Genomic DNA, 26,010 nt, shown 5'->3' on the forward strand with positions numbered 1-26,010 from the left:
CAGCCAATGCCAACTGCAAGAAACGAAAAAATGAAAAAATGAAAATATAGACGCATATTATTATGCGATATAACCATTATAGAGGCCAATTGCTGTCGATGACACAACGGCTTTGAGGTCATCAAGGGAGGAGACCATGAAGAACACTCGCAGAAGCATTCTCAAGACTGCGGTAGCTGCAATTGCCTTTAGCGCCATGACCACGAGTGCATTCGCGGCAGACGTTACTTTGCGCATGCATCAATTCCTGCCCGCGCAGGCAAATGTTCCCAAAAACATTCTCGATGTCTGGGCGGATAAGATCGAAGCCGAATCCGACGGGCGCATCGAAATCCAGCGCTTCCCGGCCATGCAGCTCGGCGGGAAACCCCCTGAACTGATTGATCAGGCCATCGACGGAGTGGCGGACATCGTCTGGACTGTTGCGGGATACACGCCGGGTCGATTCCCGCGCACCGAGGTATTTGAGCTGCCTTTTACCATGACAAATGCCGAAGCCATGTCCCGTGCGTATTGGGAATTAGCGGAAGAGACGATGATGGATGAAGACTTCAAGCAATTGAAGGTTCTTGGTCTCTGGGTACATGGACCAGGTTTGATCCACTCAAAGAAGCCAATTGAAAGTGTAGGAGACTTAAATGGTGTCAAACTTCGCGCACCGACGCGCGTGACCAATGGTATGTTTGGCTCGCTGGGAGCGACGCCGGTCGGCATGCCCGTCCCAGCGGTTCCTGAAGCACTGTCCAAAGGGGTAATCGACGCCACAGTCATCCCTTGGGAGGTCACCGGTGCCCTAAAAGTGAATGAGCTGGTCGACAACCACACCACCTTTGGCGATGACTCGCTTTACACAACGACCTTCATCTTCGCGATGAACAAGGACCGCTGGGATGCTCTGCCTGACGACCTGAAAGCAATCATTGATGCAAACTCTGGCCTTGAGTTCTCGGCATTTGCTGGCAAACAAATGCAAATGGACGACGAAGGCCCACGACAGCAGGCCGTGGATCGCGGCAATAATATAATAACGTTGTCGCCAGAACAGGTTGCCGAGTGGAAAGCTGCCGCGCAGCCCACCACTGATGCCTGGATTGCCGAAATGGACGAAAAAGGAATGGACGGTACTGGCCTCCGTTCCCGAGCGCTTGAACTGATCGAGCAACACTCGAACTAAGCGACTTCCTCCCCAGAGCGATCTAAAGCTCTGGGGATACTTATCCGGAGATCAACATGCAGAGATTGGTGGAACGCTTTGCGCGCTTCATGGCCATCACAGGTGGACTGGTCCTAACCCTGTTAGTCGTGTTGACATGCGTCAGCGTCATCGGACGCGGGCTGAATACGCTTGGTCATTCAGAGTTTTTGAAATCCATCTCTGACTCTGCTGCCAGTGCACTAATTGCGACAGGTGTTGGTCCACTAAACGGGGACTTTGAGCTAGTGGAGGCCGGTGTCGCCTTTTCGATCTTTGCTTTTTTGCCGATATGCCAGCTCTACAGCAGCCACGCGACGGTCGATGTATTCACAAACGCACTTCCAATCAAAGCAAACAAGGCCCTAGTTACCTTCTGGGAATTGGTCCTCACAGCCGTGATCGTTCTTATAACATGGCGTTTGTACGTCGGAATGGAAAGCAAGATGGCCTACGGTGAAACCACCTTCCTTTTGCAATTCCCGGTGTGGTGGGCCTATGGGCTGAGCTTCCTCGCTGCTGTCGTCGCCTCAATGGTTGCCATCTACTGCGCCATCGCGCGAGTCGTTGAATTGGTTACCGGGCGTCACATACTGCCTTATGCCGGGGAGGCAGTGCATTGAGCATGCTTGAGTTGGGCTACCTGTCCTTTCCAATCCTTCTGACTATGATTTTTCTGCGCGCGCCGATTGGCCTTGCGATGTTTCTATGCGGTATCGGCGGACTTTTTTTTGCTATGGGCGGAACCAATATGTTCATGGCCAAGCTAAAGACCGAAACCTATTCGACGTTCTCCAGTTACTCGCTGACCATCATCCCGATGTTTTTGTTGATGGGCCAATTTGCCACCCTTTCCGGCATGTCGTCGGCCCTATTCAAAGCGGCCGAAAGCTGGCTTGGGCATCGCAAGGGTGGCGTTGCGATGGCCGCAGTCGGTGCATGCGCCGGATTTGGTGCAATTTGCGGATCATCGCTGGCGACAGCAGCAACCATGAGCCGGGTCGCCTTACCAGAGCTTCGTCAGTATGGTTATTCTGGTGGTTTCTCGACTGCGACGCTGGCGGCCGGTGGTACCCTGGGGATTCTCATCCCGCCATCAGTGATCCTTGTAATCTACGCAATACTGACCGAACAAAACATCGCAAAGCTGTTCCTTGCAGCCTTTGTACCAGGCATTCTGGCCGCGATCGGTTATATAATCACAATCTCAATTTACGTCCGGCTGTACCCTGACGCTGCTGGAACGCGTGAGGCCATCCCATATGCAGAGCGCATGCGCGCGCTTTTGGATGTATGGCCTGTACTTTTGGTGTTCGGCCTTGTGGTGGGGGGAATCTATCTGGGTTGGTTTACACCCACAGAAGGCGCTGCAGTAGGGGCTGCGGGTACAGGGTTGATCGCTCTGGTCTCGGGCAATTTGAACTGGAAAGTCTTTGTGGAAAGCATCATTGCTACGGCAACCAGCACCGCAATGATCTTTTTCATTGTGTTAGGCGCGGGCCTTTACAACAGCTTCCTTGCGTTGACTCAGGTGCCTCAGGAGCTTTCCAATTGGGTAGTTGGCCTGGGTCTGAGCCCGTGGATGGTACTAACCTTGATCCTAGCGTTCTACCTGGTCTTTGGCTGCCTAATGGATAGCCTTTCAATGATTCTGCTGACGATCCCGATCTTCTTTCCGGTCATCAGCGTTCTAGATTTTGGAATGAGTCCCGAACATGTCGCCATTTGGTTTGGGATATTGGTTCTAATTGTTGTGGAGGTCGGACTAATCACGCCTCCAGTTGGGATGAACCTCTTTATCATCAACGCAATGGATCGCAGCACCCCAATGGTTGAAACCTACAAGGCTGTAATGTGGTTCGTCACTTCTGACATTGTCCGGGTCATCATTTTGGTGCTTTTCCCCGCCATCACGCTCTTTCTAATTCCATAAACGAAACAACTTAGTAAACGGTGCGCCGTCTATCCAAAAAAATAGATATGAGACAAAACAATGATTGATCATACAAAAATGGAGGTTCCCTTATGCACTTAAGCGGAAATGTTGCTCTGGTCACCGGGGGTGGTAGCGGTCTGGGAGCAGCCACCGCGCGTCGCTTTGCTTCCCAGGGCGCAAAGGTTGCCATCCTGGATTTCAACATCGAAGCGGCTCGCCAGGTCGCGCAGGAGATTGATGGTGTTGCCGTACAAACGGATGTTGCCGATGAAGCTGCAGTTGCCGCTTCATTTGACACAGTCACTGGGACCCTAGGCTCTGCGCCTCGCATCGCAGTCAGTTGTGCCGGTGTTGGCATGGCCGCACGCATAGTTGGGCGTAAAGGGAAACTCTCATTCGATGTCTTTGAGAAAACCCTGCGCGTGAACCTGTTCGGCACCTATAACGTCATGAGCTATGCGGCCAAACGCATGCTCGATTTGGAACCGCCATCCGACGGCGAACGTGGCGTGATCATCAATACGGCCTCGGTTGCATGGCAAGATGGTCAATTGGGCCAAGCAGCCTATGCAGCGTCGAAAGGCGCGATTGCCTCGATGTGTCTGCCCGCTGCACGCGAGTTTGCCCAAAACGGCATTCGCGTCATGGCGATAGCACCAGGATTATTCCACACGCCGATGATGGAGGGTCTGCCCGAGGATATTGCAGCAAAAATCACTGCGAACATTCCCTTTCCAGCCCGTCTTGGTGAACCCGATGAATTCGCGTTGCTGGCCGAACAAATCGTTGAAAATCCTTTCTTGAACGGAACCACAATACGTCTGGATGGTGCAGTGCGTCTGCCGCCTCGTTAAGGAGCCCCCTATGTCTGAACCCATTCTCGATATCCAGGTCGAAGGCCCGATCGCGACTTTGACCATGAATCGTCCGGGCAAACGCAATGCAATGTGCGAAGAGCTTTTGGAGGCGCTACAAGCCTTCTACTTCGATCCACCCGCAGATGTTCGCGTTGTTATCCTGACTGGCGTGGAGGGCCACTATTGTTCGGGTCTGGATTTGTCCGAGCATGTCCACCGCTCCGCCGAAGACAACCTGCATCATTCGCGCCACTGGCATACAGTCATGGAGAAGATCCAGTTTGGGGGGCTGATCACAGTCTCGGCAATGTTCGGCGCTGTCATCGGTGGCGGCTTGGAGATGGCCGCGTCTACGCATGTTAGAATTGCAGAAGCATCCACCATTTTTCAGCTTCCCGAGGGTCGGCGTGGTATCTTTGTTGGCGGTGGCGCCACGGCGCGCGTTGGTCGCCTGTTAGGACCGGATCGCATGACCGAGATGATGCTCACCGGTCGCAAATACGGTGCGGACGAAGGGCTTTCATTGGGCCTTGCGCATTACTCAGTCGCAGATGGAACGGCGATGGAGTTGGCGCGAACACTGGCCGGTAAGATTTCCCGCAACGCCCCCTTGTCAAACTATCTGATGGTTCAATCGATCTCCCGGATCAACGACATGTCTCAGGCCGATGGGCTGTACACAGAATCTCTTGCCGCTGCCCTCTCACAAACCACTCCCGACGCACAGGAGGGCTTAAACGCTTTCCTTGAAAAGCGCGCCCCAAACTTCAGGTAGGACGATGAAAAAAACTGTATCTTCCACAACTGAAGCCGCTGAAGTCATAGACGTCGACGATAGCACGTTGCGTGGCTTTATCGGCTACCACATGAAACGTGCCTTCAACGTTGTCCAAAACGATCTAACCCGAACGCTAAAGCCCTTTGATCTGCGTATGTTGACCTACACCGCGCTGGTTATGATCGTCGACAACCCTGGCCTGCGCCAGTCTCAGCTGGCTGATGCGATGGACATCGAACGCCCAAACCTTGTGGTCATCATCGACGAGCTGGAACGCCGCGAGTTGATCGTGCGCGACCGCGTGCCGACCGACCGCCGCGCCTACGCTCTCAAGGCGACGCTGGCCGGTCGGCAGCTTTACAACAAGGCAGTTGCCGCAGTTTCTGCACATGAAAAACAGCTGCTGCGCGGAATCGATCAAGACACACTCGACACTGTTTTGACCGCGATGAAAGCGATCGAGAAATCCAGATAGGAGACAGGAAATTGAAACGCACCTCAGAGTTTCTGGCCCACTCGGTTGCTCGCGAAGACCGGCCCGACGGCACCATCCTGCTGCGTTCCAACTATGCATTGGGCCCGGTTGTTGAGAAGACCGGCGTCTGGCTGCAGGACTGGGCAAAGAAGGTACCGGACCGCACCTTCATCGCAGAACGCAGCGGCGCAGGCTGGCGCGAGGAAAGCTATGCGAGCACCTTGCAAAAAGTTCGCGCAATCGCCAGCGCATTGCTGGCGCGCGGCATGGGTCCTGACACCCCGATTATCATCATGTCGGGCAACGGTGTTGACCACGGGCTGCTGTCATTGGCAGCACAATATGTGGGCATACCTACAGCGCCGGTGGCCGAACAATATTCACTGATCCACGGAGCACATGGTCGACTGCGACACGCGATCGAACTGGTGGGCCCAAAGATGGCGTATGTCATCGATGCGGATCAATATGGCGAAGCATTGGCTCTGGATGCGCTCGACGGTATCGAGATTATCGCCTCGCGCACGGGACAAAAACCCAATGTGACTCCGTTCGAGGAGCTGCTGAAGGGTGATGCAAGCGTTGATCTGGAAGCCGCCTACGCCAAAGTTGGCCCTGAAAGTGTAGCCAAGATTCTGATGACCAGTGGATCAACCTCGGCACCCAAAGGCGTCATGACCACCCAACGTATGATGTGCGTCAACCAGACTATGTTGGCAGACGCCCTACCCTTTTTGCGCACCCGGCCGCCGCGCGTTGTCGATTGGCTGCCATGGAACCATGTGTTTGGCGGATCACACAACTTCAACATGATGCTCGCCAATGGGGGCAGCTTTTATATCGACGATGGCAAACCGGTCAAAGGCCTGTTCGACCGCACGCTTGAAAACCTGTCGATGGTAACAGGTACACTCAGCTTTAACGTCCCTGTCGGGTATTCCATGTTGCTGGGCGCGCTGCAGAACGATACCGATCTCCGCAAACGCTTTTTCCAGGACCTCGATCTTGTATTCTACGCTGGCGCGTCTCTTCCACAGGAAATCTGGACGGGCTTCGAGAGCATGGCCATGGAGGTCAAGGGTGAAATTCCCCTGATGACATCGTCCTGGGGGCTAACCGAAACGGCCCCCGCCACTATGATGCAAAGCGAACCGATCGATCGGTCGGGCATTGTTGGCGTGCCCATGAACGGTGTGACGCTCAAACTTATCCCCGATGAAGACATGCGTTGTGAAATGCGGGTCAAAGGCCCGAACCTGATGCCGGGGTATTTTAAAGCACCTGACAAGACCAAAGACGCTTTTGACGAAGAAGGTTTCTTTATCACTGGCGACGCAATGCAGTTCATCGACAAGAATGACGTCAACAAAGGCATGAAGTTTGACGGCCGCATTTCAGAAGACTTCAAACTGTTGACCGGTACATGGGTCCGTGCAGCCCAGTTGCGTATGGATATGCTGACCTGCCTTGCGCCGCTGGCGACCGATCTGGTGATAACTGGAGCCGACCGGGATCAGATCGGCGTGATGATTTTCCCAGACGTGGCTGAGCTGAAACGCGAAGGGTTTGATGTGAAAGACCAGGATGGCGCCTATGTCTGCAAATTGCTGCAAGGGGAAATCCATCGCCGTCTTGCTGAACGGGCGCGGGAAATCTCGGGCAGTTCGACGCTGATCTCGCGCGCGATCGTTCTTAGTGAGCCCGCTTCGATGCCCGAAGGCGAGATGACGGCCAAGGGAAACCTCAATTTCCGAAAGGTGCTTACAAGACGCAAAGACCTGTTGGAACGGCTGTACGACAATGCCGATCCAGTGACTGTTTCGATCTAAGAAAGGAACACGGATATGGTTGATATCTCCAAAGTCCGCGCAATCGATATTCATACGCATGCCGAAGAACCTTGCGGGTGCCACAGCGACGATGGCTATGATGACCTGCAAGCGGCCATGGCGAAATACTTCAACGCCAAGATCGTGCAACCGACCATTGATGAAACGGCAGCTCATTTTCGCGCGCAGAACGTCGCAGCGGTGATCTTTCCGGTCGATGCCGAACGCGAAACCGGCTATCGCCGCTTTTCGAATGACGAAGTGCTTGAGCAGGTAAGCCGCAACAGCGATATCCTGATCCCCTTTGCATCAATTGATCCCTGGAAAGGCAAAATGGCAGTGCGCGAAGCCCGCCGTTTGATCGAAGACCACGGCGTCAAGGGGTTCAAATTTCATCCGACGATGCAGGGCTTTTATCCCAATGACCGTATGGCATATCCGTTTTATGATTTGTTGGCAGAGCATGGTTGCATTGGCCTGTTCCACACTGGACAGACCGGTGTCGGCAGCGGCATGCCTGGAGGCAATGGGATGCGCCTGAAATTCTCGCACCCCATGTTTCTTGACGATGTTGCCGTCGACTTCCCGGACATGAAGATCATTATGGCGCACCCGTCCTTCCCTTGGCAGGAAGAGGCGCTTTCAGTCGCGCAGCACAAGCCCAACGTTTATGTCGACCTGTCGGGCTGGTCGCCAAAATACTTCCCCCCGATCCTCGTGCGGTATTGCAATTCGATCCTCAGGAAAAAGGTGCTGTTCGGCTCGGACTGGCCAATGATCACGCCGGAACGCTGGTTGGCTGATTTCGAAGCAATCGATATCAAGAACCACCTGCGCGAGGACATTATCAAGAACAATGCCGCACGCCTGCTAGGGCTGATGGACTAATGCAGATCCCCGTCCCTACTCTCGAATATAGCTTTACCCTTCGGGTCGAGCTGTCCTCACCCCTTTCGCTTGGGCAGGGACGGGCTGGTCAACGCCGCATCATCCCAATTGTTGGGGGTGCGGCGCTGGGACCTGACATTACAGGTGACGTTCTAAACCTCGGCGCTGACTGGCAAACGATATTCGAAGACGGCGCAACCCATTTGGACACGCGATATGCCCTGCGCACCAGAGACGGCGCTGTAATCGAAATCGTCAACATCGGCACGCGGCACGGACCAGCCGAAGTCATGGACCGCCTTGCCAAGGGTGAAGATGTGGACCCTGCGCAGTATTACATGCGTACCGCTGCTCGTCTGGAAACCGGCGACGAACGATACCGCTGGGTGAACAATACCCTGTTCATCTGCGCTGGAATCCGCCTGTCTCATGCCGTGGAAATCGCCTATCACCGGGTTTGCTAACCCGCCCTAAGCCACCGAAATCAAGAAGATGGGAACAGCAGCACCGGTCCCATCCTAGAACGAATGATACCTGACGTTCTTCCGTATTGGAGACACTGAATGAAACCGTACCAGGCCCCTCTTGAAGACATTATGTTTTCGCTCAACCACATTGCCGAGGCAGGCGCCTTGGCTAACTGGGATAGCGAATTTGCCTCCGAGATCGGGGGGCATTTCGCAGCTTTCGCCGAAGGCGAAATTGCGCCCTTGGACGAACCCGGTGATATGCAGGGATGCGCGCTGCGCAACGGTCGCGTCTCGATGCCCGATGGATTTGGTGCCGCCTACGCCGCTTATGCAGAACAGGGTTGGCCGTCGTTGACTGTGCCCGAATCCTATGGCGGTCAGGGCATGGACGCGCTGATGCTCGCGATCACGTCCGAGATCTTTTCCGGCGCCAATCACAGCATGCAGATGGTGACGGGTCTTGTCCCCGGCGCGGCGCGAACGCTGCTGCGCTTTGGCACCGAAGATCAGAAAAACCGCCACCTGCCGCCGCTTGCCTCCGGGGAAACGCTGGCGACGATGTGTCTGACCGAACCTGGTGCGGGATCTGATCTTTCACGCGTAAGATGCAAAGCGGAACAGAGTAACGAATGCTGGTCCATCACGGGCGAGAAGATCTTTATTTCGGGCGGGGATCAGAACATCAGCAAGCGGATTCTACATCTGGTTCTTGCACGCACCTCTAATGATGGTGTCAAAGGCTTATCGCTGTTTCTTTGCCCCTGCACCCTGCCCGATGGCAGCCGAAATGCGGTCAGCGTGACCCGGATTGAAGAGAAAATGGGGCTTCACGCCTCTCCCACCTGTCAGTTGGCGTTCGACGAGGCGCAGGCTGAGTTGATCGGGCAAGAAGGTCAGGGCCTGACGGCAATGTTCACGATGATGAACCATGCCCGCGCAGATGTTGCCCTGCAGGGGGTTGCCCATGCCGCGCGCGCCTATGACATAGCCAGCAACTATGCAGCCGAACGCATTCAGGGGCGGGGTTCAGACGGGGCTGAGGTCACATTGGAGCAACATGCAGACGTGCGCCGCATGCTGGACGAAATTGACTGGCTGGCAATCAGCGGTCGGGCAATGGCGCATCTTGCCTTCGTCACGCTGGAAGATGGCAGCAATCCTGACCTGGTCGAGTTTTTGACGCCCGTTACCAAGGTCTATTGCACCGAGGCAGGTACGCGCGCTGCAGAACTGGGAATGCAGGTTTTAGGGGGTTATGGCTATCTGCGCGAGTATCGGATCGAACAGACCTATCGCGATGCACGGGTCACGACAATCTATGAGGGGGCCAACGGAATACATGCGCGCATGCTGGCGACACGACTCGCCCAAGGACCGGCAGGTGATGCCTTTGAAGCATTTGTTGAGAAAGAGAGCGCTAGATGGCAATCTTCCAAAATCACTTTAACTTATGAAATCTGGCGACAGGGCCGCGCAGAGCTGTCTAGAAGTGATCCATCCGGACTTGCCCATTCATTCATGCAGGCGACCACCGAAACCTTACTGGCCTGTCTGCGTGCCCGTTTGTGTATCGCTGCAGAGCACCATCCTGAACCGGAACGGATCGCGCGGATCTGCGGTTGACGTTTGGCACCGATAAACAGCGGAACTAAACGCTTTCACCAGACGACTCCTCAGAAAAGGCTAACGCAGCATGACTGATCGACGCGTACTCATCGCTGGCGGCGGAATTGGAGGACTCTCTCTTGCGCTGACCCTGCATCAGATCGGGGTGGAATGTGTGGTGTTTGAAAGCGTACGCACATTGAAACCGTTGGGCGTCGGAATCAATCTACAACCCAACGCGGTGCGTGAGCTTTTTGACCTTGGGATTGCACCAGAAGATCTTGATCGGTTTGGAGTCCCCGCACAAGAATGGGCGCTATTGGGTCTTAAAGGACAAGAGATCTACGCCGAACCCCGTGGAACCTATGCGGGGTACCATTGGCCCCAATACGCCGTTCATCGTGGCGAGTTCCACATGGCCCTGTATCGCTGTTTTGTTGAACGCGCTGGGGCCGCGTATGTTCGTCTGGGCGCACGGGCCACAGGATACGAGATCAACCCGGATGGAAGCGTCACGGCCATACTGAAGACCGATGCCGGAGAAATCCGGGAAACCGGAACCGTTTTGATCGGTGCAGACGGTATCCATTCAGCAATTCGGGCTCAGATGCACCCCGAACAACCTCCGGTCCATTGGGGCGGGGCCATCATGTGGCGCGGGACGACCTTGGCGCAACCCATACGAACGGGCTCATCCTTTGTTGGGCTTGGCACGCATAAGCACCGGATGGTGATATACCCGATCTCGCATCCTGATCCCAAAACCGGGATGGCCCTGATCAACTGGATTGCCGAAGTCACATATGATGATCCTACTGACCACGAGACCACCGGATGGTTCAGACAGGTAGGCACCGAGGATTTCGCCCATCACTTTGACAGATGGAGATATGACTGGCTCGACGTGCCCGAACTGATACGCAATGCAGATGCCACATACGAAAACCCGATGATCGATCGCGATCCTATCCCAAGCTGGGTGGACGGTCCGGTTGCCTTGATGGGTGATGCAGCACACGCGATGTATCCGACCGGCTCGAACGGGGCCAGCCAAGCCATCATTGATGCGCGAACGCTTGGCGCAAAATTCTTGGAGCATGGCCTGAACCTGGACGCGCTTGCAGACTATAACAAAACACTGTGCGAACCTGTTTCCCAATTGATCCTACGCAATCGTGGGGCCGGGCCTTTTGGGCTGTTGAACATAGTCAATGACCGCTGTGGGGGAGACTTCGATAGCATCGACGACGTTATCCCAGCGGACGAACGTGCTACATTCATGGCCAAATACAAGGCCGCTGCTGGTTTTGCGCGGGATGCATTGAATGATGCGCCTCCGACCATTGCAGAGGGCGCCCAGGTTCCCTGCTAACTCGATTTCAACCCTAACCGATCCAGCACGTTGTTTACTGCAAGGCTGAACACCTGAGCCTGCGGAGACAGAATGTCATCCGGCCGATGCATCAACCCCACAGGGCCGCGCGTAATGGATGTTTCGAAAGGCAAAGCAACCATGTGGCCATCCGCGATTTCGTTAGCTACGACCCCTGCCGAGATAACCCAAACCGCATCCGTCCTGCGTGTGTAAACACGCCCAAAGGCCCCCGAAACGGTCTCCAGACGCTGCTCAATCTCGCCGACACCATGGGCAATAAGGAACCGATCTACCAGAGATCGTATAGCAGAACCTTCTGGGGGATAGATAACTTGCCACTCGCCAATACGTTTTACATCGGGATTGGACAACAACGGGTGCCCGGCGCGGACGACAAATTCTACCCTCTCTTCATAGAGCTGCGTAAACGAAATTCCCTGCATCGTGTCAGCCTGACCCAAGCGGCCAATCACAAGATCCAAATCTCCCAGCCGCAATCTTTCAACCAGATATCCATGTGGGCCGTCCATAATTCGCAGACTTGTCTGCGGCGCCAGTTCTGCAAATTCTGTCGCTACATCCGGCATCAGGCGCGCGGCGACCGAAGGCAACGCACCGACTGACAATCGTGTTTTCCCCTGCGCCCCAACCTGTTCAACGCCCGTAAAACCCTGCTGAATCGCTGCAAGTGACATTTCGGCGAAATGAAGAAAGACCTCTCCCTGCCTTGTTAGGGACACACCTGATCGGTTCCGCACCAGCAGGGTGGCACCCATAATCTCTTCCAGCTCTTTCAGCGTCTTTGAAATGGCTGGCTGGGTCAGAAACAGTTTCTCGGCCGCAACTTTGAGGCTTTGTTCCCGACAAATCTGAACAAAACACTGAATGTGGCGAAACTTGATGCGCCTGTCGATCACTTACTTTCCTCTTTCGACAACCAAACCGAACGTATCTTCATTTTACATTGCAATCCTTGGCAATCAAGATGTGTCTCAGCAGGGAAAGAGGAGGAGCTCATGCGCACTCAGGTCGCCATCATCGGAGGGGGTCCGTCTGGCCTTTTGCTCAGCCAGTTGCTGCACCGCAAAGGGATCGAATCTGTGGTGCTTGAACGGAAGACCAAGGACTATGTCCTAGGTCGCATTCGCGCAGGTATTCTTGAAACAGGCTTTGTAGACCTGATGCGCGAGGCGGGTGTATCCGATCGGATGGAAAAGGAAAGTTTCATTCATGATGGAACGGTCATCACATACGAAGACACGCAGTTTGGTATCAACTTTAGTGAACTGACCGGGAAACATGTCGTCGTGTACGGCCAGACCGAGGTAACTCGCGACCTGTATGACGCACGCGAGGCGATGGATGGCAAAATTGTCTTCAATTCTGAAAACGTCGGTATCCATAATGCCGATGGTGAAGCGCCTTATGTGACCTATTCAGTTGAGGGCACAGAACACCGGCTTGATTGCGATTTTATCGCGGGGTGTGACGGGTTCCACGGAGTCAGCCGCCAGACCATCCCCCTAACCGTCCGCAAGGAGTACGAAAAACTATATCCTTTTGGCTGGCTCGGCGTTTTGTCGGAAACCCCTCCTGTGCATGAAGAATTGATCTATTCTGGTTCTGATCGCGGCTTCGCACTGTGCTCGATGCGTAACGAGAACCTCAGCCGATACTACATTCAGTGCTCGCTTTCGGATTCGCCCGATGATTGGACGGACACTGCGTTTTGGGAGGAACTAAAGCGTCGCATACCGGATGAATTCGCTGATCAACTCGTGACCGGAGACTCGATCGAAAAATCCATCGCGCCCCTTCGGTCTTTCGTTACTGAACCGATGCGCTGGGGACGTTTGTTTTTGTGCGGCGATGCCGCTCATATCGTACCTCCAACAGGCGCCAAAGGGTTGAACACGGCCGCTAGCGATATTCACTACCTCTACAACGGATTGCGTCAATTCTACGAAGATGGCGAGAGCGATGGCATTGACAGATACTCGGAAAAAGCCCTTGCCCGCATCTGGAAAGCCGAACGGTTCAGTTGGTCCACGACAAATCTGTTGCATCGTTTCCCAAAGCAGAACGCGTTTGACCTGAAAATGCAGCAGGCAGATGTCAATTTCTTGCGTGATAATCGCGAGGCCCAGTCAGTCTTTGCCCAGAACTATGTTGGACTGCCATACTGATGTTAATGGCTGACCTCAATACTGTGCGCTTGCACTGGAAAGAGGATGGGGATCCAGATGGTTTTCCCATTGTCTTTGCAAACTCGTTGGGTACAGATTTGCGTCTTTGGGACAAGATCGTGTCGCGTCTTCCGAATGGTCTGCGGATCATACGATTTGACAAGCGCGGACATGGCTTGTCTAGTTGCCCACCAGCCCCATACAGCATGGCGGATCTGACGGATGACACAGCTGCATTGCTGGACTATCTGGAAGTCTCGACCTGTGTGTTTGTCGGGCTGTCTATCGGTGGTATGATAGGCCAATCCCTTGCAGCGCAAAGACCTCAGAGGATCAAGGCACTGGTTCTATCGAACACAGCCACCAAAATGGGCGAAGCCCAAATGTGGCAGGATCGTATCAGCGCCATCCGCATGAGCGGGACCGAAAGCCTTGCCGATGCCATTCTCAACCGCTGGTTTGCATCGGATTTCCTTGCAACTGCGGAAGCAGAGGCTTGGCGCAATATGCTGATTGGAACGCCGGTTGAAGGGTATATCGGCTGCTGCGCCGCGATCGCCGAAACGGATTTGTCGGAGTCAACATCGACACTGCGGGTGCCGGTGCTGGGAATTGGTGGCAGAGAAGATGGGGCCAGCCCTTCTGAGCTTGTCCGCGCAATGACGCAGCTTGTGCCAGATTCCCGTTTTGTCGAAATCGAAAACGCTGGTCATCTGCCTTGCGTGGAACAACCCGGGGCCTTTGCCGGTCACCTGACCACATTCCTGAAGGAGACATGCCTATGAGCGACCGTTTCGAAAAAGGTATGGCCGTACGCCGCAGTATCCTTGGAGATACGCATGTTGATCACGTCGAAAACGGCAAGACCGAATTTGACCAGCCCTTCCAAGCTTTGATCACCGAAGGCGCATGGGGCACCGTTTGGGCTTCGGACGGTATCAGTGATCGCGAACGGTCGATGCTGACGCTCGCCTTGCTGGCAGCACTAGGGAATTTTGAGGAAATACCTATGCATATCCGCGCGACGGCCCGGACCGGGACAAGCAAGCAGGATGTTCTGGAAGCGTTTCAGCATGTCGCGATCTATGCTGGAGTTCCGCGCGCCAATCATGCCCTGAAGCTTGCCAAACAGACTTACCAAGAGATGGAAAACGAATAACACTGGGAAACGCGCTGAACATCCCAGCCCAAGGAGGCGAACCGCCGATGAACAAGCCTGGCGAATTCTACCAAAGAGACCGAGAATGGCACCCGCCCGCTTACACCAAGGATTATAAAACCAGCGTCGCGCGCTCACCGCAATATTCGCTGATTTCCTTGCAGAATTCGGTCAGTGAAATCACCGGTCCGGTCTTTGGTCACAATGACGTCGATCCGTTGGATGCCGACCTGATCTACAACTACGCCCAACCCGGTGCAAGCGCGATTGGTGAACGGATAATCCTTCATGGCCGGGTTCTGGATGAGAACGGACGCCCTGTTCCGAATACGCTAGTCGAGATGTGGCAGGCAAATGCGGGTGGCCGCTATCGACACAAAAAAGATACTTATCTGGCGCCGATCGACCCAAATTTCGGGGGATGTGGCCGCACGATTACGGACCAAGATGGCTACTACTATTTCCGAACGGTGAAACCCGGGGCATATCCCTGGCGCAACTGGGTGAACAGCTGGCGCCCCGCGCATATCCATATGTCGATCTTCGGCAGCGGTTTCGCGCAACGCCTGATCACACAGTGTTACTTTGAAGGTGATCCACTGATCCCGAAATGCCCGATCGTGAACACCATTCACGACCCGAATGCGATCGAGCAATTGGTTGCCGTGCTGGATATGAACTCAACCATCCCGCTTGATACCATTGCCTACAAGTTCGACATCATCCTTCGTGGACGCCGATCAACCCTGTTTGAAAACCGTCTGGAGGGGAACTGATGCCTCAGGAACTGAATTATCTGAAAGAGACCCCGTCTCAAACCGCGGGCCCTTACGTCCATATTGGACTGGCACCGGGCGCTGCTGGGTTTGACATCTACAAGCAAGAACTAGGGTGGGACATCGCCGGCCCCAATGCCAAAGGGGAACGCATCCGCATCGAAGGTGTCGTGATCGATGGCACCGGCTCCCCGATCAAAGACGTTTTGCTGGAAGCTTGGCAAGCCAATGCCGACGGGGTTTACGCCCACCCGGAAGACGAAGGAGACGTCGAAGACGGCTTTCGAGGATGGGGGCGTGTCATAACCGATTTTGAAACTGGTGAATGGGCCTTTGACACGGTCAAACCGGGCCGGACACGCGCTCGCAACGTTGGACAGCAGGCACCCCATATCAACCTGTGGGTGGTTGCACGCGGGATCAATGTCGGTCTGAATACTCGCATCTATTTTGAAGATGAGGCTGAGGCCAATGCTGAAGATCCTGTACTCAACGTAATCGAATGGGAACGTCGCCGTGCCACCCTGTTGGCCAAACGTAGTGAACGTGATGGCCAGATCATCTATCGATTTGACATCAAGCTGCAAGGTGAAGACGAAACCGTTTTCTTCGACGTCTGACTGATTTATCCGCCAGCCATGGGTTGGCGGGCACCCAAAGTGAAAGCCCATCATGACCAAGCCCTGCATCATCTGCTGCGCCATCACCGGCTCTCTGCCACGTAAGGAAAACAACCCGGCTGTTCCAATCACCGTGGAAGAGCAGATCGAAAGCACGTACGAAGCTTTTGAGGCGGGGGCAACTATTGCCCATGCACATGTGCGTAACGACGATCAGACACCCACGTCGGACACGGAAAAATTTGCGCGTCTCAAAGAAGGGCTAGAAAAGCATTGCCCCGGCATGATCATCCAGTTTTCGACAGGTGGCCGCTCAGGTGCCGAAAAAGAACGCGGCGGAATGCTGCCCCTGCGTCCAGATATGGCGTCCTTGTCGGTTGGCTCGGTCAACTTTCCGACACGTATTTATCCCAACAGTCCTGATCTGGTCGCCTGGCTATCATCAGAGATGCACAAATACGAGGTCACCCCGGAAATCGAAGCCTTTGATCTAAGCCACATCCTGCAGGCCATTCATATGAACAAAACCGGCGCTTTGCCCGGCAAACTCTACGTTCAGTTTGTCATGGGTGTAAAAAACGCGATGCCGGTCGACAAAGAAGTCTTTGATTTTTATGTCAAGATCATGACCGACCGTGCGCCCGACGCTGAATGGTGTGCCGCAGGAATTGGGGCAAATCAGATCGTCGTGAATGAATGGTCCATCGCGGCAGGTGGGCATACACGTACGGGTCTTGAAGACAATGTTCGCCTTGATCGCGATACACTTGCCCCGTCGAATGCTGCACTAGTTAAACGTGCCGCAGAACTCTGTGACAAGTACAAACGCTCCGTCGCAACATGGCAACAGGCCCGTGAAATGCTGGGGTTGAAAACGCCCCAGATCGTGTAATCATTCGATCGTCAAAAATAACTAGAAAGACCGCCCACTATGCCTGATGTTTTTTCCCATCCTTGGCTTGGCGGTCTGTTTGGCGACGCCGAAGTGGAAACGCTGCTGTCTGCCGAAACAGTGCTGAAATATATGCTTGCCGTCGAGGCCGCCTACGCGCGCGCGCTTGGGCATGTTGGACAAGCCGAGCCTCAGGCGGTGGACGCAGTCCTTGCGTCACTTGCGGCGTTTTCGCCCGATTTGCCCAAATTGGCCGCAGGCACACAAAAAGATGGCGTGGTTCTACCCTCTTTGGTGAAACAAATACGTGAAACGCTTTCCGAAGAATACCATTCAGCCTTGCACAATGGCATGACATCGCAGGACGTAGTCGACACGGCGTTTGTTCTGGGCCTCAAGCCGATTTGTGATTTAATGCAGTCGAGGCTCAGGCAGACGATCCAAGCTATTGATCAACTCATCACAGACCATGGCGACAACGCCCTTATGGGTCGCACGCGGATGCAAGCCGCACTTCCCATTTCCGTCAAGGACAGGTTGGGCAGTTGGAGGCGTCCGCTGTCGCAGAACTTGTCTCGTTTGGGTCAACTTAAGTCCTCCCTGCTTAGCCTTCAGCTTGGCGGGCCGGTCGGTGATCGCAAGGCATTTGGCTTAGATGGAGACAGAATTGCGGCTTACATGGCGAATGAACTTAGCCTAACAAATCCCGCAAACTGCTGGCACACGGACCGAAGCACAATTGCTGAGTTTGCGAATTGGTTGTCCCTGACAACAGGGTCCTTGGGCAAGATCGGAAAAGACTTTGCCTTGATGTCGCAGCAAGGCATCTCGGAAATCAAGCTCGTCGGGGGTGGAGGTTCATCCGCCATGCCCCACAAACAGAACCCCGTGCAGGCCGAACTGCTTGAAACACTCGCTCGCTTCAACGCCACACAATTGTCTGGTATCCACCAAGCACTAGTGCACGAGCAAGAGCGGTCTGGAGCAGCTTGGATGCTGGAATGGATGATCTTGCCGCAAATGATCTTAGCCACTGGAAAAGCGCTGAGCGTTGTTCAAACGACACTAACCGGTGTTGATTCATTGGGTCACTGCTAAAGCGCTCACAAACTGCACAGTATCGAGAACCCCAACGCTGGCTCCCGCCAACGCCAGCGACCTGACTGGGTTGCCGTCCCGAGCGTACGCGGACCGGGCTTCGGGACGAAAGGATAATCGACTACTATCAAACAACATTGGTTTTAGGCTCAATGCGGTCATTCACTGCACCCGGCATCAGCAACTACTAGGGTCAGGACTCAAAGCCAGTAGATAACGAGCGTAGCGAGGGCGACGGCTGATAGGAAGACCTTCGGGCAGCTGTCGTATCGGGTCGCTACGCGCCGCCAATCCTTAAGCCTTCCGAACATGACCTCGATGCGGTTGCGCCTCTTGTAGCGACGCTTGTCGTACTTCACTGGTTTCTTCCGCTGTTTCCGGCCAGGGATGCCGGCGCGTATCCCTCTGTCTTTCAACGCTTCTCTGAAACAGTCGGCGTCACAACTACGATCACCGAGAAGCCGATCGACTTCCGGCAGGCTGCTCAACAATGCCCGCGCGCCGATATAGTCGCTGACCTGACCGGCGGTGACCAACAAGTTGAGCGGTCGGCCCTGGCTGTCGCAAATGGCGTGCAGCTTGGTGTTCATGCCGCCATTGGTTAGACTAATCAGGCGTCCACGCTCCCCTTTTTCACGCCTATGCTGACCGCTGTTCGGTGAGCTTTTAGATACGTAGCGTCGATCATCATAGTCTGCTCCTCGCCTTGCTCGGCAGCCAGACCCTCCATCATTCGGGCGAAGACGCCCTTGTCGCTCCATCGTTTCCAGCGGTTGTAGGGCGTCTTGTGTGGGCCGTATTCACTCGGCGCTTCGCGCCACCTTCAGCCATTGCGATTGATATAGATTATTCCACTCAACACACGCCGGTCATCGAAGCGGGGTTTGCCGTGAGGCTTTGGGAAGAAGGGCTAAAGGCGCGCCATCTGCGCCAAAGACAGAAGGCAGATTCTGGTCGAACATCAGTGAATAGGGCTGAGCGGCGCAATATTTGTCAGAAATCTAGACATAGTGCAGAGTTCAACGTATCTTGGTGGAACTCGCACTAAATATTATCGCCCCTAATTGCGTCGCAGACAGCGTCCGTCACTTCTTGTGTATTGGATCGGCCGCCGACATCAGGTGTCATGACACCGTCCAAACACACTTTCTCCACGGCCCGCATGAGCCTTTGCGCTGCATCCGTTTCACCAAGATGTTCGAGCATCTGTGCTCCTGTCCAGAATGTTGCCACAGGATTGGCAATGCCTTTACCAGTGATGTCGAATGCAGATCCATGGATCGGTTCAAACATGGAAGGGTACCGCCGCTCCGGATCGATGTTGGCCGTTGGGGCAACCCCTAAAGACCCGGCCAGTGCACCTGCAAGATCGGACAATATGTCGGCATGCAAGTTCGTAGCGACAATTGTGTCCAAGCCTTGAGGTGATTTCACCATCCGCACGGTCATCGCGTCCACAAGCATCTTGTCCCAAGTTACATCAGGAAAGTCTTTTGATACTTCCTCAGCGATCTCGTCCCACATGACCATACCATGGCGCTGAGCATTAGATTTGGTCACCACTGTGAGCAGCTTTCGGGGGCGTGACTGGGCCAGTTTGAACGCATAACGCATAATGCGGGTGACACCGACTCGTGTGAAAACTGCGACCTCTGTTCCAACCTCTTCCGGAAGGCCTCGATGCGCGCGCCCCCCCATCCCGGCATACTCGCCTTCGGAGTTTTCGCGCACGATCACCCAATCTAGATCCCCTGGCCCGACATTCGCCAAAGGGGCCTGGATGCCAGGTAAAATGCGGGTTGGGCGTACGTTTGCGTATTGATCAAAGCCTTGGCAAATCGGCAACCGCAAACCCCAGAGCGTCAAGTGATCGGGAACATCAGGCGCGCCAACTGCACCGAAAAAGATCGCGTCAAAGGCTTTGAGCGTCTCCGTCCCATCTTCGGGCATCAACGCGCCGTCGCGCTTGTAGCGTTCCGAACCCCAATCAAAATGGGCAAACTCAAGCTGGAAGTTGCCATCCCGCTTGGAAAGCGCTTCAAGGGCTTGGACACCCGCCGCAATGACTTCCGGTCCAATCCCATCAGCGGGAATAGCGGCGATTCTGTACGTCTTCATATCACTCCCCTTTAGACGCTTCGTCATTCGGAACGCTGTGAGAAGCGTTGAAGTTGAGTGTATCTTTGTTTGTTGGACCACAAGCAATCGTAGCTGTATCATATAAAAAATTGATATAATGAGACCCAGATGGAACTGCGCCAACTTCGATGTTTGATTGCCGTGGCCGAGACACAGCATTTCGGCCGAGCCGCCCAGAAACTTGGCATGCTCCCAGCCTCGTTCGGCAGGCATATCAAACTTTTGGAAGAGGGGCTCGGTGGACAACTTCTTGTCAGAACAACGCGACATGTAGCGTTGACGGATGCAGGGCGCGAGTTCGTCGCTCAGGCCCGCGACTTGGTGGAGCAAGCTGATCAGATGGAGCGCACTTTTCGTGAAGGCACTCACGGAAAATCGAGAATTCTCCGGATCGGCGCAATTGACAGTGCCGCTGCTGGGCTGATGCCGCAACTGCTCCCGAAAGTCCATGAAACTTATCCCGAGATCGACGTTGAGCTCTTAGAGCAAAAAACAATTCGTCTTTTGCCGAGACTGCTATCGGGCCGCTTGGACATAGCGATCGTGCGTCCCCCGGACGCGCCGGACAGTCGGCTCGATTTTTTGCCTCTTTTTTCGGAAACAACGGTTGTCGCCATGCCAGAGGATCATCGCCTCGCAAAACGCAAAGCTGTGAGCGTGACGGACCTTGCCGATGAGCCATTGATTGTTCCGGATCGCGGCTCGCGGCCGCATAGCCACGATTTGACGATAAAGTTGTTGCTCGAGGCAGGATACACAGCCCGGATCGCCCAAATCGCCGAAGAAAAACAAACGATCGTCAGCCTAGTCAGCACAGGCGTCGGACTCGCAGTTGTTCCCAAGTGGGCCTCGCGCCTGGCGGTTGGGGGCGTCAGTTTTGTTACTTTGAACGGGTCGACGGATATTGCAAAACAGAGCCTTGCGTTGTCAGCAGTTTGGCTCAAAGAAACGCGACATGAATCTCGTGACGCCTTCTTGCGAGTTCTTCAAGAGAATTTGCTGGAGCTTTCACGGACCGCTTGAGGCGCATTATATCAATAATTTGTATAACCTCCGATGCATCCTAGGTGCTGGTGTCAAGCAAAACAGACGTATTAAAACTTCTGCACAATTCGAAACGTGCGGCTTGAGCACCGTTGCAGCTGCATGAGTTCAGATCTCGGGAGGAAATACATGAATATTAGACATACGACGGCCGCTGCAGTTGTAGCGACGATCACGTTGGCGGCTGCAGGCAACGTTTCGGCGCAGGACCGCACAGGTTGGCCGGAAAGCTTCACCATCGGGACCGGCTCCCAGGGTGGCACATATTTCGGATACGGCTCCGGTTGGGGCGGCATCGTTTCTGAGGCGACCGGCGTTGCTGGCGGTGCGGAAGTCACCGGTGGACCCATGCAAAACATGTCGCTTGTTCATGCGGGCGATCTGGCATTCGGCATGACCACTATGGGGCCCGCCGCCGAGTCCATTGCTGGAAACAACCCAATCGCGCCGGGTCTTCAAATGACCAACGCGTGCGCCATGTTCCCGATGTACCAGACGCCGTTCTCGATCACCGCACTGTCGTCTTCAGGCATCGAAAGCGTCGCTGACATTCCAGCCGGAGCGAAAATCGGCTTTGGTCCGGCAGGATCGACATCAGACACCTACTTCCCGCGTATGATGGAAGAGCTGGGTGTGGATTTTGAACGCCGCAATGGTGGTTGGTCTGATTTGGGTGGACAGTTGCAGGACGGTCTGCTTGACGTGATCGCCTTTGCCGCTGGCGTTCCTGTCCCTGCCGTGTCGCAGCTCGAAGTGCAAACCGATGTAAACATCATCGAGTTCACCGAAGAGGAGCAGGCAAATATCACCGCTGCTTTCCCGGTGGCACAGTTCGATATCGCAGCCGACACTTACACAACTCTCGATGCACCGGCGCGTTCCGTATCGATGTGGAACTTCGCAATCGCAAATTGCGATCTCCCCGAAAGCTTCGTTTTCGAGGTCGTGAATGCAGTCATGTCCGACAACGAACGGATGGTCGCCACGCACAAGGCGGCACGTTCGACGCTGCCTGAGTTCTGGGACCGCAACAGTGTGATGAAATGGCATCCCGGTGCCGCAAAGTGGTTCATGGAAAACGCGGGCGCTGACATCCCGGCGGATATGGTCCACGGCGGTTAGGTACTTTTGCTACTGAGGCAAGTCTAAACAAACGAATCCGCGCTCTTTTCAGGGCGCGGTTACTTTGCGGGCATACGGACACGCGGAGAACAGAACGATGACGCAGAAAGACGCGGCAAAAGATGACGACCACCTGATTGCAGATGGGGTGGACGAAGAGCCCATCGAAGGAAACCGTCGTCTGTTTGAAGGCCGTAGTCTTTTCATCGTCGCTGCGGTGGCCACGATTTATGCCGCGCTGCACATGATCGCCTTGAACGGCGTTTCGTTGTCGAACCTCATTGCTTTGCCTACGACAATTCAAGCAGAGCGCGCCGATGCAGCCGCCGATGCGGCGTTTTCCGATTTACGTGCAACGCTTGGCGCGGCCGGAGAGGCGTTCGAAGGGAATTCGGTGCGCCGCCTCAAGGCGCTCGCAGATGAGACTATGTCAACGGCTGAAAACGCGGACGACATAGCCATCAGCATCACCGCACTAGATACAGCACGGGACCAAGCCGCCGCTCTAACGCGTAAGGCGCGAGCAGTGCGCACAACGTGGTCCGAGAGACTATGGTTCTTGCCGCAATTCCCACTGGAGACATGGAATTTCCGCATCCTCCACATAGGCGGAGCCCTGGCGCTTGGGTTCTTGCTGTTCGCCTCTGGGCAATTTGGTGCAGGCTTTGTTGCACGTGGATCGGGCTTGCAAATGGTCTCTGCCGCCCTGCTCATCCCGGTTGCTTGGTCAGCATATACTGTTATTGGCTTCGCCAATTTCCTGAGCTCAGGCGACGCGGCCGAAGTTGGAGGACGCGTGATTTGGATGTCTCTGCCTGAAGGCAGCGAACGCCTTGGTGCGTTTCCCAGTTATGAAGGCATCTTCGAAGCTGAGATTTGGCAATTCGGTGTGCCACTTCTCGTGGCAACCTTTGCAGCGATTGTTATTGGTTGGATCGATCGAGTGGAGCGCGATCGTTTCGCTCTGTCCGACATTGTTTTGGCTCTTTGCGGTCTGATCGTTGCCGCCTATCTGGTCGTGGTCTACTCCACTGCCGCTCGCAATTCGGTGGGCACGGCAGAAGTACCAATTGGTGTGGCCTTTGCCGCCACTGCGGGCGCTGCGCTTGTCATGGAATTGACCCGCCGCGTGACTGGTCTTGCGCTTGTGATCATTACGGGCGTTTTCCTGATCTACACCTTCACTGCCCACCTGTTGCCCGGCATCCTCGCAGTGGAAAACGCCTATAGCTGGCAGCGGTTCTTCGGCCATGTCTATTCCGATGCCGGTATTCTTGGGCCAACGACAGCGGTTTCCTCGACCTACATCATCCTTTTCATTATCTTTGCTGCGTTCCTGCAGGCCTCCAAAGTGGGCGACTACTTCGTCAACTTTGCCTTTGCCGCGGCGGGGCGCGCGCGGGGCGGTCCCGCGAAAGTTGCCATTTTTGCCTCTGGTCTCATGGGCATGATCAACGGCACTTCGGCAGGCAACGTGGTGGCGACCGGGTCGCTCACGATCCCGCTAATGAAGAAGGTCGGCTACCATAAGAAGACCGCTGGCGCAGTCGAAGCGGCAGCCTCAACAGGGGGGCAGATCATGCCACCGATCATGGGTGCGGGTGCGTTCATCATGGCTGAGATCACGGGTATCCCGTATCAGGAGATCGCGATCGCGGCGATCATCCCAGCGGTGCTCTATTTCGTCTCCGTCTACCTCATGGTTGATTTTGAGGCTGCGAAACTCGGTATGCGCGGCATGCGCGAGGATGAGCTGCCCAAATTTAACAAGATGGTCCGTCAGGTCTATCTATTCATCCCGATCATCATCCTTATCTATGCGCTCTTCCTTGGCTACTCAGTCATCCGCGCCGGGACGCTCGCCACCGTTGCGGCAGTGGTCGTCAGTTGGCTGACCCCATACCGTATGGGGTTGCGCTCGATACTTAAGGCGTTCGAACTCGCGGGCGTCATGTCGATCCAAATCATCGCGGTCTGCGCTTGCGCAGGAATAATTGTCGGCGTCATCAGCCTCACAGGGGTCGGCGCGCGTTTCTCTGCGGTCCTCCTTGATCTTGCCGCTGCGTCCCAGCTTCTGGCTTTGTTCTTTGCGATGTGCATTGCAATCCTGCTCGGTATGGGTATGCCCACGACCGCGGCCTATGCCGTCGCAGCAAGCGTGGTTGCACCTGGCCTTGTGCAACTTGGTATCCCCCAGCTCACGGCGCACTTCTTCGTGTTCTACTTCGCGGTTCTCTCCGCGATCACCCCTCCCGTTGCACTGGCCAGTTATGCGGCCGCAGGGATATCTGGTGCCAACCCAATAGAAACCTCGGTAGCCTCGTTCAAGATCGGCATCGCCGCTTTCATTGTGCCGTTCATGTTCTTCTACAACTCGGCGCTCCTGATGGATGGCACGACGCTCGAAATCCTACGCGCAGGTGTGACGGCCGTCATCGGTGTGTTCCTGCTGTCCAGCGGCGTGCAGGGGTGGTTCGTCGGGGCGCGCTCAGCCTGGTTCATCCGCGGCCTCCTGATCGTCGCCGCACTGTTCCTGATATCTGGGGGGCTTTTGACCGATCTGATTGGCGTCGGACTGGCTGTCGTGACGTGGTTTGTGCAGCGCCTCTTCCATCCAGACCCTGATGCGCCCATTCCGATGAGAGGCGCCGACTAACGCGTCAGCAGTTTCCCTCCGGTCCGCTCAATTGGCGGTGTCGAGCTGAGCGTTTCCTGGGTCCACGGCATGAGAGAGCGTTTCCTGTGCTTCAGACCTCGAATTGAACCATCGAACCCTGGCAAGCGCGCTTGGCATTGCTGCTGATAATCTGCACCCAGATTTCAAACACATCACCGCACCCTTCGATCTGCGACGGCGCGGCGTCGAGGTCAAGGTCATCGCCGGAGATATGGCACCCCAACCTGATCCCCACCTCCGGTCCATGCTGATCCGCGCCCATGGCTGGGCGCGCGATCTAAAAGCCGGAGTTCAACTGATGGAGATCGCACGCCGTGAGAGCGTCCCCGGCGCCTTCATCCGCACCCGCGCCCATCTCGCCTTTCTCTCCCCGAAGATTCAGGCTGCGATTCTCGACGGCACACAGCCGCCCGAACTCACACTCAAGCGTCTGGTCAGCGTGACCCACCCATTTGACTGGACCGAACAGGAACGCCTGTTCGGCTTTTGATAGCTCCAGATCCTGCGTCCCTGAAGCAGGTTTCGCCCACCCTGATCCGGCGGACCAATTCCCTGTTAGCGCGAGAAATTTCCCTGTTCCACCTTTTAGGGAATCTGCATTATAAGCCTCTGAAAAACATACAGTTCTGACATGTGAAACTCTAAGTTCTAAACCCATCTAAAGAAAATTCCCTGTAAATTGCCGGGTATCAGGAAAATCTGGCCCAAAGCGACCTCGCTATAATGCGACACTGAGACCCGCGCCTGAATTGTCCTATGAATGTACAGTCTGCTCCGTCTCTGATTGAAAGCACATGCGTCAACTCGCGGGAATTGCGGCACAATTCCGGGTCAGAAAGCACAACTGAAGTTAGACGGGTATGGGTGGCGGTGCTGTCAGACGAATTCGAAC

The 26,010-nt window shown here is 55.0% G+C and carries 24 protein-coding genes and 1 pseudogene; 22 read left to right on the plus strand and 3 right to left on the minus strand.

Going from position 1 to position 26,010, the window contains the following annotated elements; all coding sequences use genetic code 11:
• Window positions 1–136 precede the first annotated feature (136 nt).
• The 11 genes from AC2FGE_RS08410 (at window position 137) to AC2FGE_RS08460 (ending at window position 11,402) form a co-directional block, all read left to right on the plus strand.
• Entirely contained in the window at window positions 137–1,174 is a 1,038-nt protein-coding gene (locus AC2FGE_RS08410; protein WP_496818747.1) for a TRAP transporter substrate-binding protein, read from the plus strand.
• Window positions 1,175–1,230: 56 nt separating this feature from the next.
• Entirely contained in the window at window positions 1,231–1,815 is a 585-nt protein-coding gene (locus tag AC2FGE_RS08415; protein WP_496818748.1) for a TRAP transporter small permease, read from the plus strand.
• The gene (locus AC2FGE_RS08420; RefSeq protein WP_496818749.1) at window positions 1,812–3,125 is read left to right on the plus strand and encodes a TRAP transporter large permease; all 1,314 of its coding nucleotides are present in this window, start codon (window positions 1,812–1,814) and stop codon (window positions 3,123–3,125) included. Before AC2FGE_RS08415 ends, AC2FGE_RS08420 begins: the two co-directional genes overlap by 4 nt.
• 92 nt (window positions 3,126–3,217) lie before the next feature.
• Window positions 3,218–3,982: an SDR family NAD(P)-dependent oxidoreductase gene (locus tag AC2FGE_RS08425; RefSeq protein ID WP_496818751.1), complete on the plus strand. Its 765-nt coding sequence runs from the start codon at window positions 3,218–3,220 to the stop codon at window positions 3,980–3,982.
• A 10-nt stretch (window positions 3,983–3,992) separates the two neighbouring features.
• Window positions 3,993–4,760, plus strand: a complete 768-nt coding sequence (locus tag AC2FGE_RS08430) for a crotonase/enoyl-CoA hydratase family protein (protein ID WP_475195700.1) — start codon at window positions 3,993–3,995, stop codon at window positions 4,758–4,760.
• A gap of 4 nt (window positions 4,761–4,764) precedes the next feature.
• Window positions 4,765–5,238, plus strand: a complete 474-nt coding sequence (locus AC2FGE_RS08435; RefSeq protein ID WP_171669716.1) for a MarR family winged helix-turn-helix transcriptional regulator — start codon at window positions 4,765–4,767, stop codon at window positions 5,236–5,238.
• A gap of 11 nt (window positions 5,239–5,249) precedes the next feature.
• Window positions 5,250–7,067 carry a feruloyl-CoA synthase gene (locus AC2FGE_RS08440; RefSeq protein ID WP_496818752.1) on the plus strand — a complete coding sequence of 606 codons (1,818 nt, stop codon included), beginning with the start codon at window positions 5,250–5,252 and terminating at the stop codon, window positions 7,065–7,067.
• Window positions 7,068–7,082: 15 nt separating this feature from the next.
• Complete coding sequence (locus AC2FGE_RS08445; protein WP_496818753.1) at window positions 7,083–7,955, plus strand: amidohydrolase family protein; 873 nt, start codon at window positions 7,083–7,085, stop codon at window positions 7,953–7,955.
• The gene (locus AC2FGE_RS08450; protein ID WP_496818754.1) at window positions 7,955–8,419 is read left to right on the plus strand and encodes a DUF3237 domain-containing protein; all 465 of its coding nucleotides are present in this window, start codon (window positions 7,955–7,957) and stop codon (window positions 8,417–8,419) included. Before AC2FGE_RS08445 ends, AC2FGE_RS08450 begins: the two co-directional genes overlap by 1 nt.
• Before the next feature lie 99 nt (window positions 8,420–8,518).
• Entirely contained in the window at window positions 8,519–10,048 is a 1,530-nt protein-coding gene (locus tag AC2FGE_RS08455) for an acyl-CoA dehydrogenase family protein (protein WP_496818755.1), read from the plus strand.
• A 70-nt stretch (window positions 10,049–10,118) separates the two neighbouring features.
• Entirely contained in the window at window positions 10,119–11,402 is a 1,284-nt protein-coding gene (locus AC2FGE_RS08460; RefSeq protein WP_496818756.1) for a flavin-dependent oxidoreductase, read from the plus strand.
• Here the strand turns inward: AC2FGE_RS08460 and pcaQ are convergent.
• A complete protein-coding gene (pcaQ, locus tag AC2FGE_RS08465; RefSeq protein WP_171669722.1) occupies window positions 11,399–12,322 on the minus strand; it encodes a pca operon transcription factor PcaQ in 924 nt (307 codons plus the stop codon). The two genes, AC2FGE_RS08460 and pcaQ, sit on opposite strands and share 4 nt — an antisense overlap.
• Window positions 12,323–12,421: 99 nt before the next feature.
• Here pcaQ and pobA point away from each other — a divergent pair, with 99 nt between their 5' ends.
• Genes pobA through AC2FGE_RS08500 form a run of 7 tightly spaced genes read left to right on the plus strand, consistent with a single transcriptional unit; the run spans window position 12,422 to window position 18,136 of the window.
• Entirely contained in the window at window positions 12,422–13,591 is a 1,170-nt protein-coding gene (gene pobA / locus AC2FGE_RS08470) for a 4-hydroxybenzoate 3-monooxygenase (RefSeq protein WP_496818757.1), read from the plus strand.
• Complete coding sequence (gene pcaD / locus AC2FGE_RS08475) at window positions 13,591–14,376, plus strand: 3-oxoadipate enol-lactonase (protein ID WP_496818758.1); 786 nt, start codon at window positions 13,591–13,593, stop codon at window positions 14,374–14,376. The genes pobA and pcaD overlap by 1 nt, the downstream gene beginning before the upstream one ends.
• On the plus strand, window positions 14,373–14,750 hold the full coding sequence (pcaC, locus tag AC2FGE_RS08480) for a 4-carboxymuconolactone decarboxylase (protein ID WP_171669725.1): 378 nt from the start codon (window positions 14,373–14,375) through the stop codon (window positions 14,748–14,750). Before pcaD ends, pcaC begins: the two co-directional genes overlap by 4 nt.
• Window positions 14,751–14,797: 47 nt before the next feature.
• Window positions 14,798–15,526 carry a protocatechuate 3,4-dioxygenase subunit beta gene (gene pcaH, locus AC2FGE_RS08485; RefSeq protein WP_496818759.1) on the plus strand — a complete coding sequence of 243 codons (729 nt, stop codon included), beginning with the start codon at window positions 14,798–14,800 and terminating at the stop codon, window positions 15,524–15,526.
• Window positions 15,526–16,146, plus strand: a complete 621-nt coding sequence (gene pcaG, locus AC2FGE_RS08490; protein ID WP_496818760.1) for a protocatechuate 3,4-dioxygenase subunit alpha — start codon at window positions 15,526–15,528, stop codon at window positions 16,144–16,146. Before pcaH ends, pcaG begins: the two co-directional genes overlap by 1 nt.
• 52 nt (window positions 16,147–16,198) lie before the next feature.
• Complete coding sequence (locus tag AC2FGE_RS08495; protein WP_496818761.1) at window positions 16,199–17,038, plus strand: 3-oxoadipate:acetyl-CoA acetyltransferase; 840 nt, start codon at window positions 16,199–16,201, stop codon at window positions 17,036–17,038.
• Window positions 17,039–17,077: 39 nt separating this feature from the next.
• Entirely contained in the window at window positions 17,078–18,136 is a 1,059-nt protein-coding gene (locus AC2FGE_RS08500; protein WP_496818762.1) for a 3-carboxy-cis,cis-muconate cycloisomerase, read from the plus strand.
• Window positions 18,137–18,336: 200 nt separating this feature from the next.
• Here the strand turns inward: AC2FGE_RS08500 and AC2FGE_RS08505 are convergent.
• A pseudogene (locus tag AC2FGE_RS08505) lies at window positions 18,337–19,061 on the minus strand (IS5 family transposase).
• Window positions 19,062–19,180: 119 nt separating this feature from the next.
• On the minus strand, window positions 19,181–20,254 hold the full coding sequence (locus tag AC2FGE_RS08510) for a tartrate dehydrogenase (RefSeq protein WP_171669730.1): 1,074 nt from the start codon (window positions 20,252–20,254) through the stop codon (window positions 19,181–19,183).
• 129 nt (window positions 20,255–20,383) lie between these two features.
• On the opposite strand from AC2FGE_RS08510, the gene AC2FGE_RS08515 reads away from it, so the two are divergent.
• The 4 genes from AC2FGE_RS08515 to AC2FGE_RS08530 all read left to right on the plus strand — a co-directional run bounded on the left by AC2FGE_RS08515 (window position 20,384) and on the right by AC2FGE_RS08530 (window position 25,608).
• A complete protein-coding gene (locus AC2FGE_RS08515; protein ID WP_496818764.1) occupies window positions 20,384–21,298 on the plus strand; it encodes a LysR family transcriptional regulator in 915 nt (304 codons plus the stop codon).
• 150 nt (window positions 21,299–21,448) lie between these two features.
• On the plus strand, window positions 21,449–22,441 hold the full coding sequence (locus AC2FGE_RS08520) for a TAXI family TRAP transporter solute-binding subunit (RefSeq protein ID WP_496818765.1): 993 nt from the start codon (window positions 21,449–21,451) through the stop codon (window positions 22,439–22,441).
• A gap of 97 nt (window positions 22,442–22,538) precedes the next feature.
• Entirely contained in the window at window positions 22,539–25,097 is a 2,559-nt protein-coding gene (locus tag AC2FGE_RS08525; protein WP_496818766.1) for a TRAP transporter permease, read from the plus strand.
• Window positions 25,098–25,200: 103 nt separating this feature from the next.
• Window positions 25,201–25,608 (plus strand): hypothetical protein, encoded by a 408-nt coding sequence (locus AC2FGE_RS08530; protein WP_496818767.1) that lies wholly within the window; start codon window positions 25,201–25,203, stop codon window positions 25,606–25,608.
• The last annotated feature ends 402 nt before the right edge of the window (window positions 25,609–26,010 follow it).

Source organism: Ruegeria sp. YTSA075, assembly GCF_059610245.1.

Bases quoted from the DNA above. Each gene is read 5' to 3' on its own strand.
- AC2FGE_RS08455 (WP_496818755.1), top strand. From the start codon at position 8,519: ATGAAACCGTACCAGGCCCCTCTTGAAGACATTATGTTTTCGCTCAAC.
- AC2FGE_RS08510 (WP_171669730.1), bottom strand. From the start codon at position 20,254: ATGAAGACGTACAGAATCGCCGCTATTCCCGCTGATGGGATTGGACCG.
- AC2FGE_RS08450 (WP_496818754.1), top strand. From the start codon at position 7,955: ATGCAGATCCCCGTCCCTACTCTCGAATATAGCTTTACCCTTCGGGTC.
- pcaD (WP_496818758.1), top strand. From the start codon at position 13,591: ATGTTAATGGCTGACCTCAATACTGTGCGCTTGCACTGGAAAGAGGAT.
- AC2FGE_RS08410 (WP_496818747.1), top strand. From the start codon at position 137: ATGAAGAACACTCGCAGAAGCATTCTCAAGACTGCGGTAGCTGCAATT.
- AC2FGE_RS08525 (WP_496818766.1), top strand. From the start codon at position 22,539: ATGACGCAGAAAGACGCGGCAAAAGATGACGACCACCTGATTGCAGAT.
- pcaC (WP_171669725.1), top strand. From the start codon at position 14,373: ATGAGCGACCGTTTCGAAAAAGGTATGGCCGTACGCCGCAGTATCCTT.
- AC2FGE_RS08415 (WP_496818748.1), top strand. From the start codon at position 1,231: ATGCAGAGATTGGTGGAACGCTTTGCGCGCTTCATGGCCATCACAGGT.
- AC2FGE_RS08460 (WP_496818756.1), top strand. From the start codon at position 10,119: ATGACTGATCGACGCGTACTCATCGCTGGCGGCGGAATTGGAGGACTC.
- AC2FGE_RS08425 (WP_496818751.1), top strand. From the start codon at position 3,218: ATGCACTTAAGCGGAAATGTTGCTCTGGTCACCGGGGGTGGTAGCGGT.
- AC2FGE_RS08430 (WP_475195700.1), top strand. From the start codon at position 3,993: ATGTCTGAACCCATTCTCGATATCCAGGTCGAAGGCCCGATCGCGACT.
- pobA (WP_496818757.1), top strand. From the start codon at position 12,422: ATGCGCACTCAGGTCGCCATCATCGGAGGGGGTCCGTCTGGCCTTTTG.
- AC2FGE_RS08520 (WP_496818765.1), top strand. From the start codon at position 21,449: ATGAATATTAGACATACGACGGCCGCTGCAGTTGTAGCGACGATCACG.
- AC2FGE_RS08435 (WP_171669716.1), top strand. From the start codon at position 4,765: ATGAAAAAAACTGTATCTTCCACAACTGAAGCCGCTGAAGTCATAGAC.
- AC2FGE_RS08495 (WP_496818761.1), top strand. From the start codon at position 16,199: ATGACCAAGCCCTGCATCATCTGCTGCGCCATCACCGGCTCTCTGCCA.
- pcaG (WP_496818760.1), top strand. From the start codon at position 15,526: ATGCCTCAGGAACTGAATTATCTGAAAGAGACCCCGTCTCAAACCGCG.
- AC2FGE_RS08515 (WP_496818764.1), top strand. From the start codon at position 20,384: ATGGAACTGCGCCAACTTCGATGTTTGATTGCCGTGGCCGAGACACAG.
- pcaH (WP_496818759.1), top strand. From the start codon at position 14,798: ATGAACAAGCCTGGCGAATTCTACCAAAGAGACCGAGAATGGCACCCG.
- AC2FGE_RS08445 (WP_496818753.1), top strand. From the start codon at position 7,083: ATGGTTGATATCTCCAAAGTCCGCGCAATCGATATTCATACGCATGCC.
- AC2FGE_RS08500 (WP_496818762.1), top strand. From the start codon at position 17,078: ATGCCTGATGTTTTTTCCCATCCTTGGCTTGGCGGTCTGTTTGGCGAC.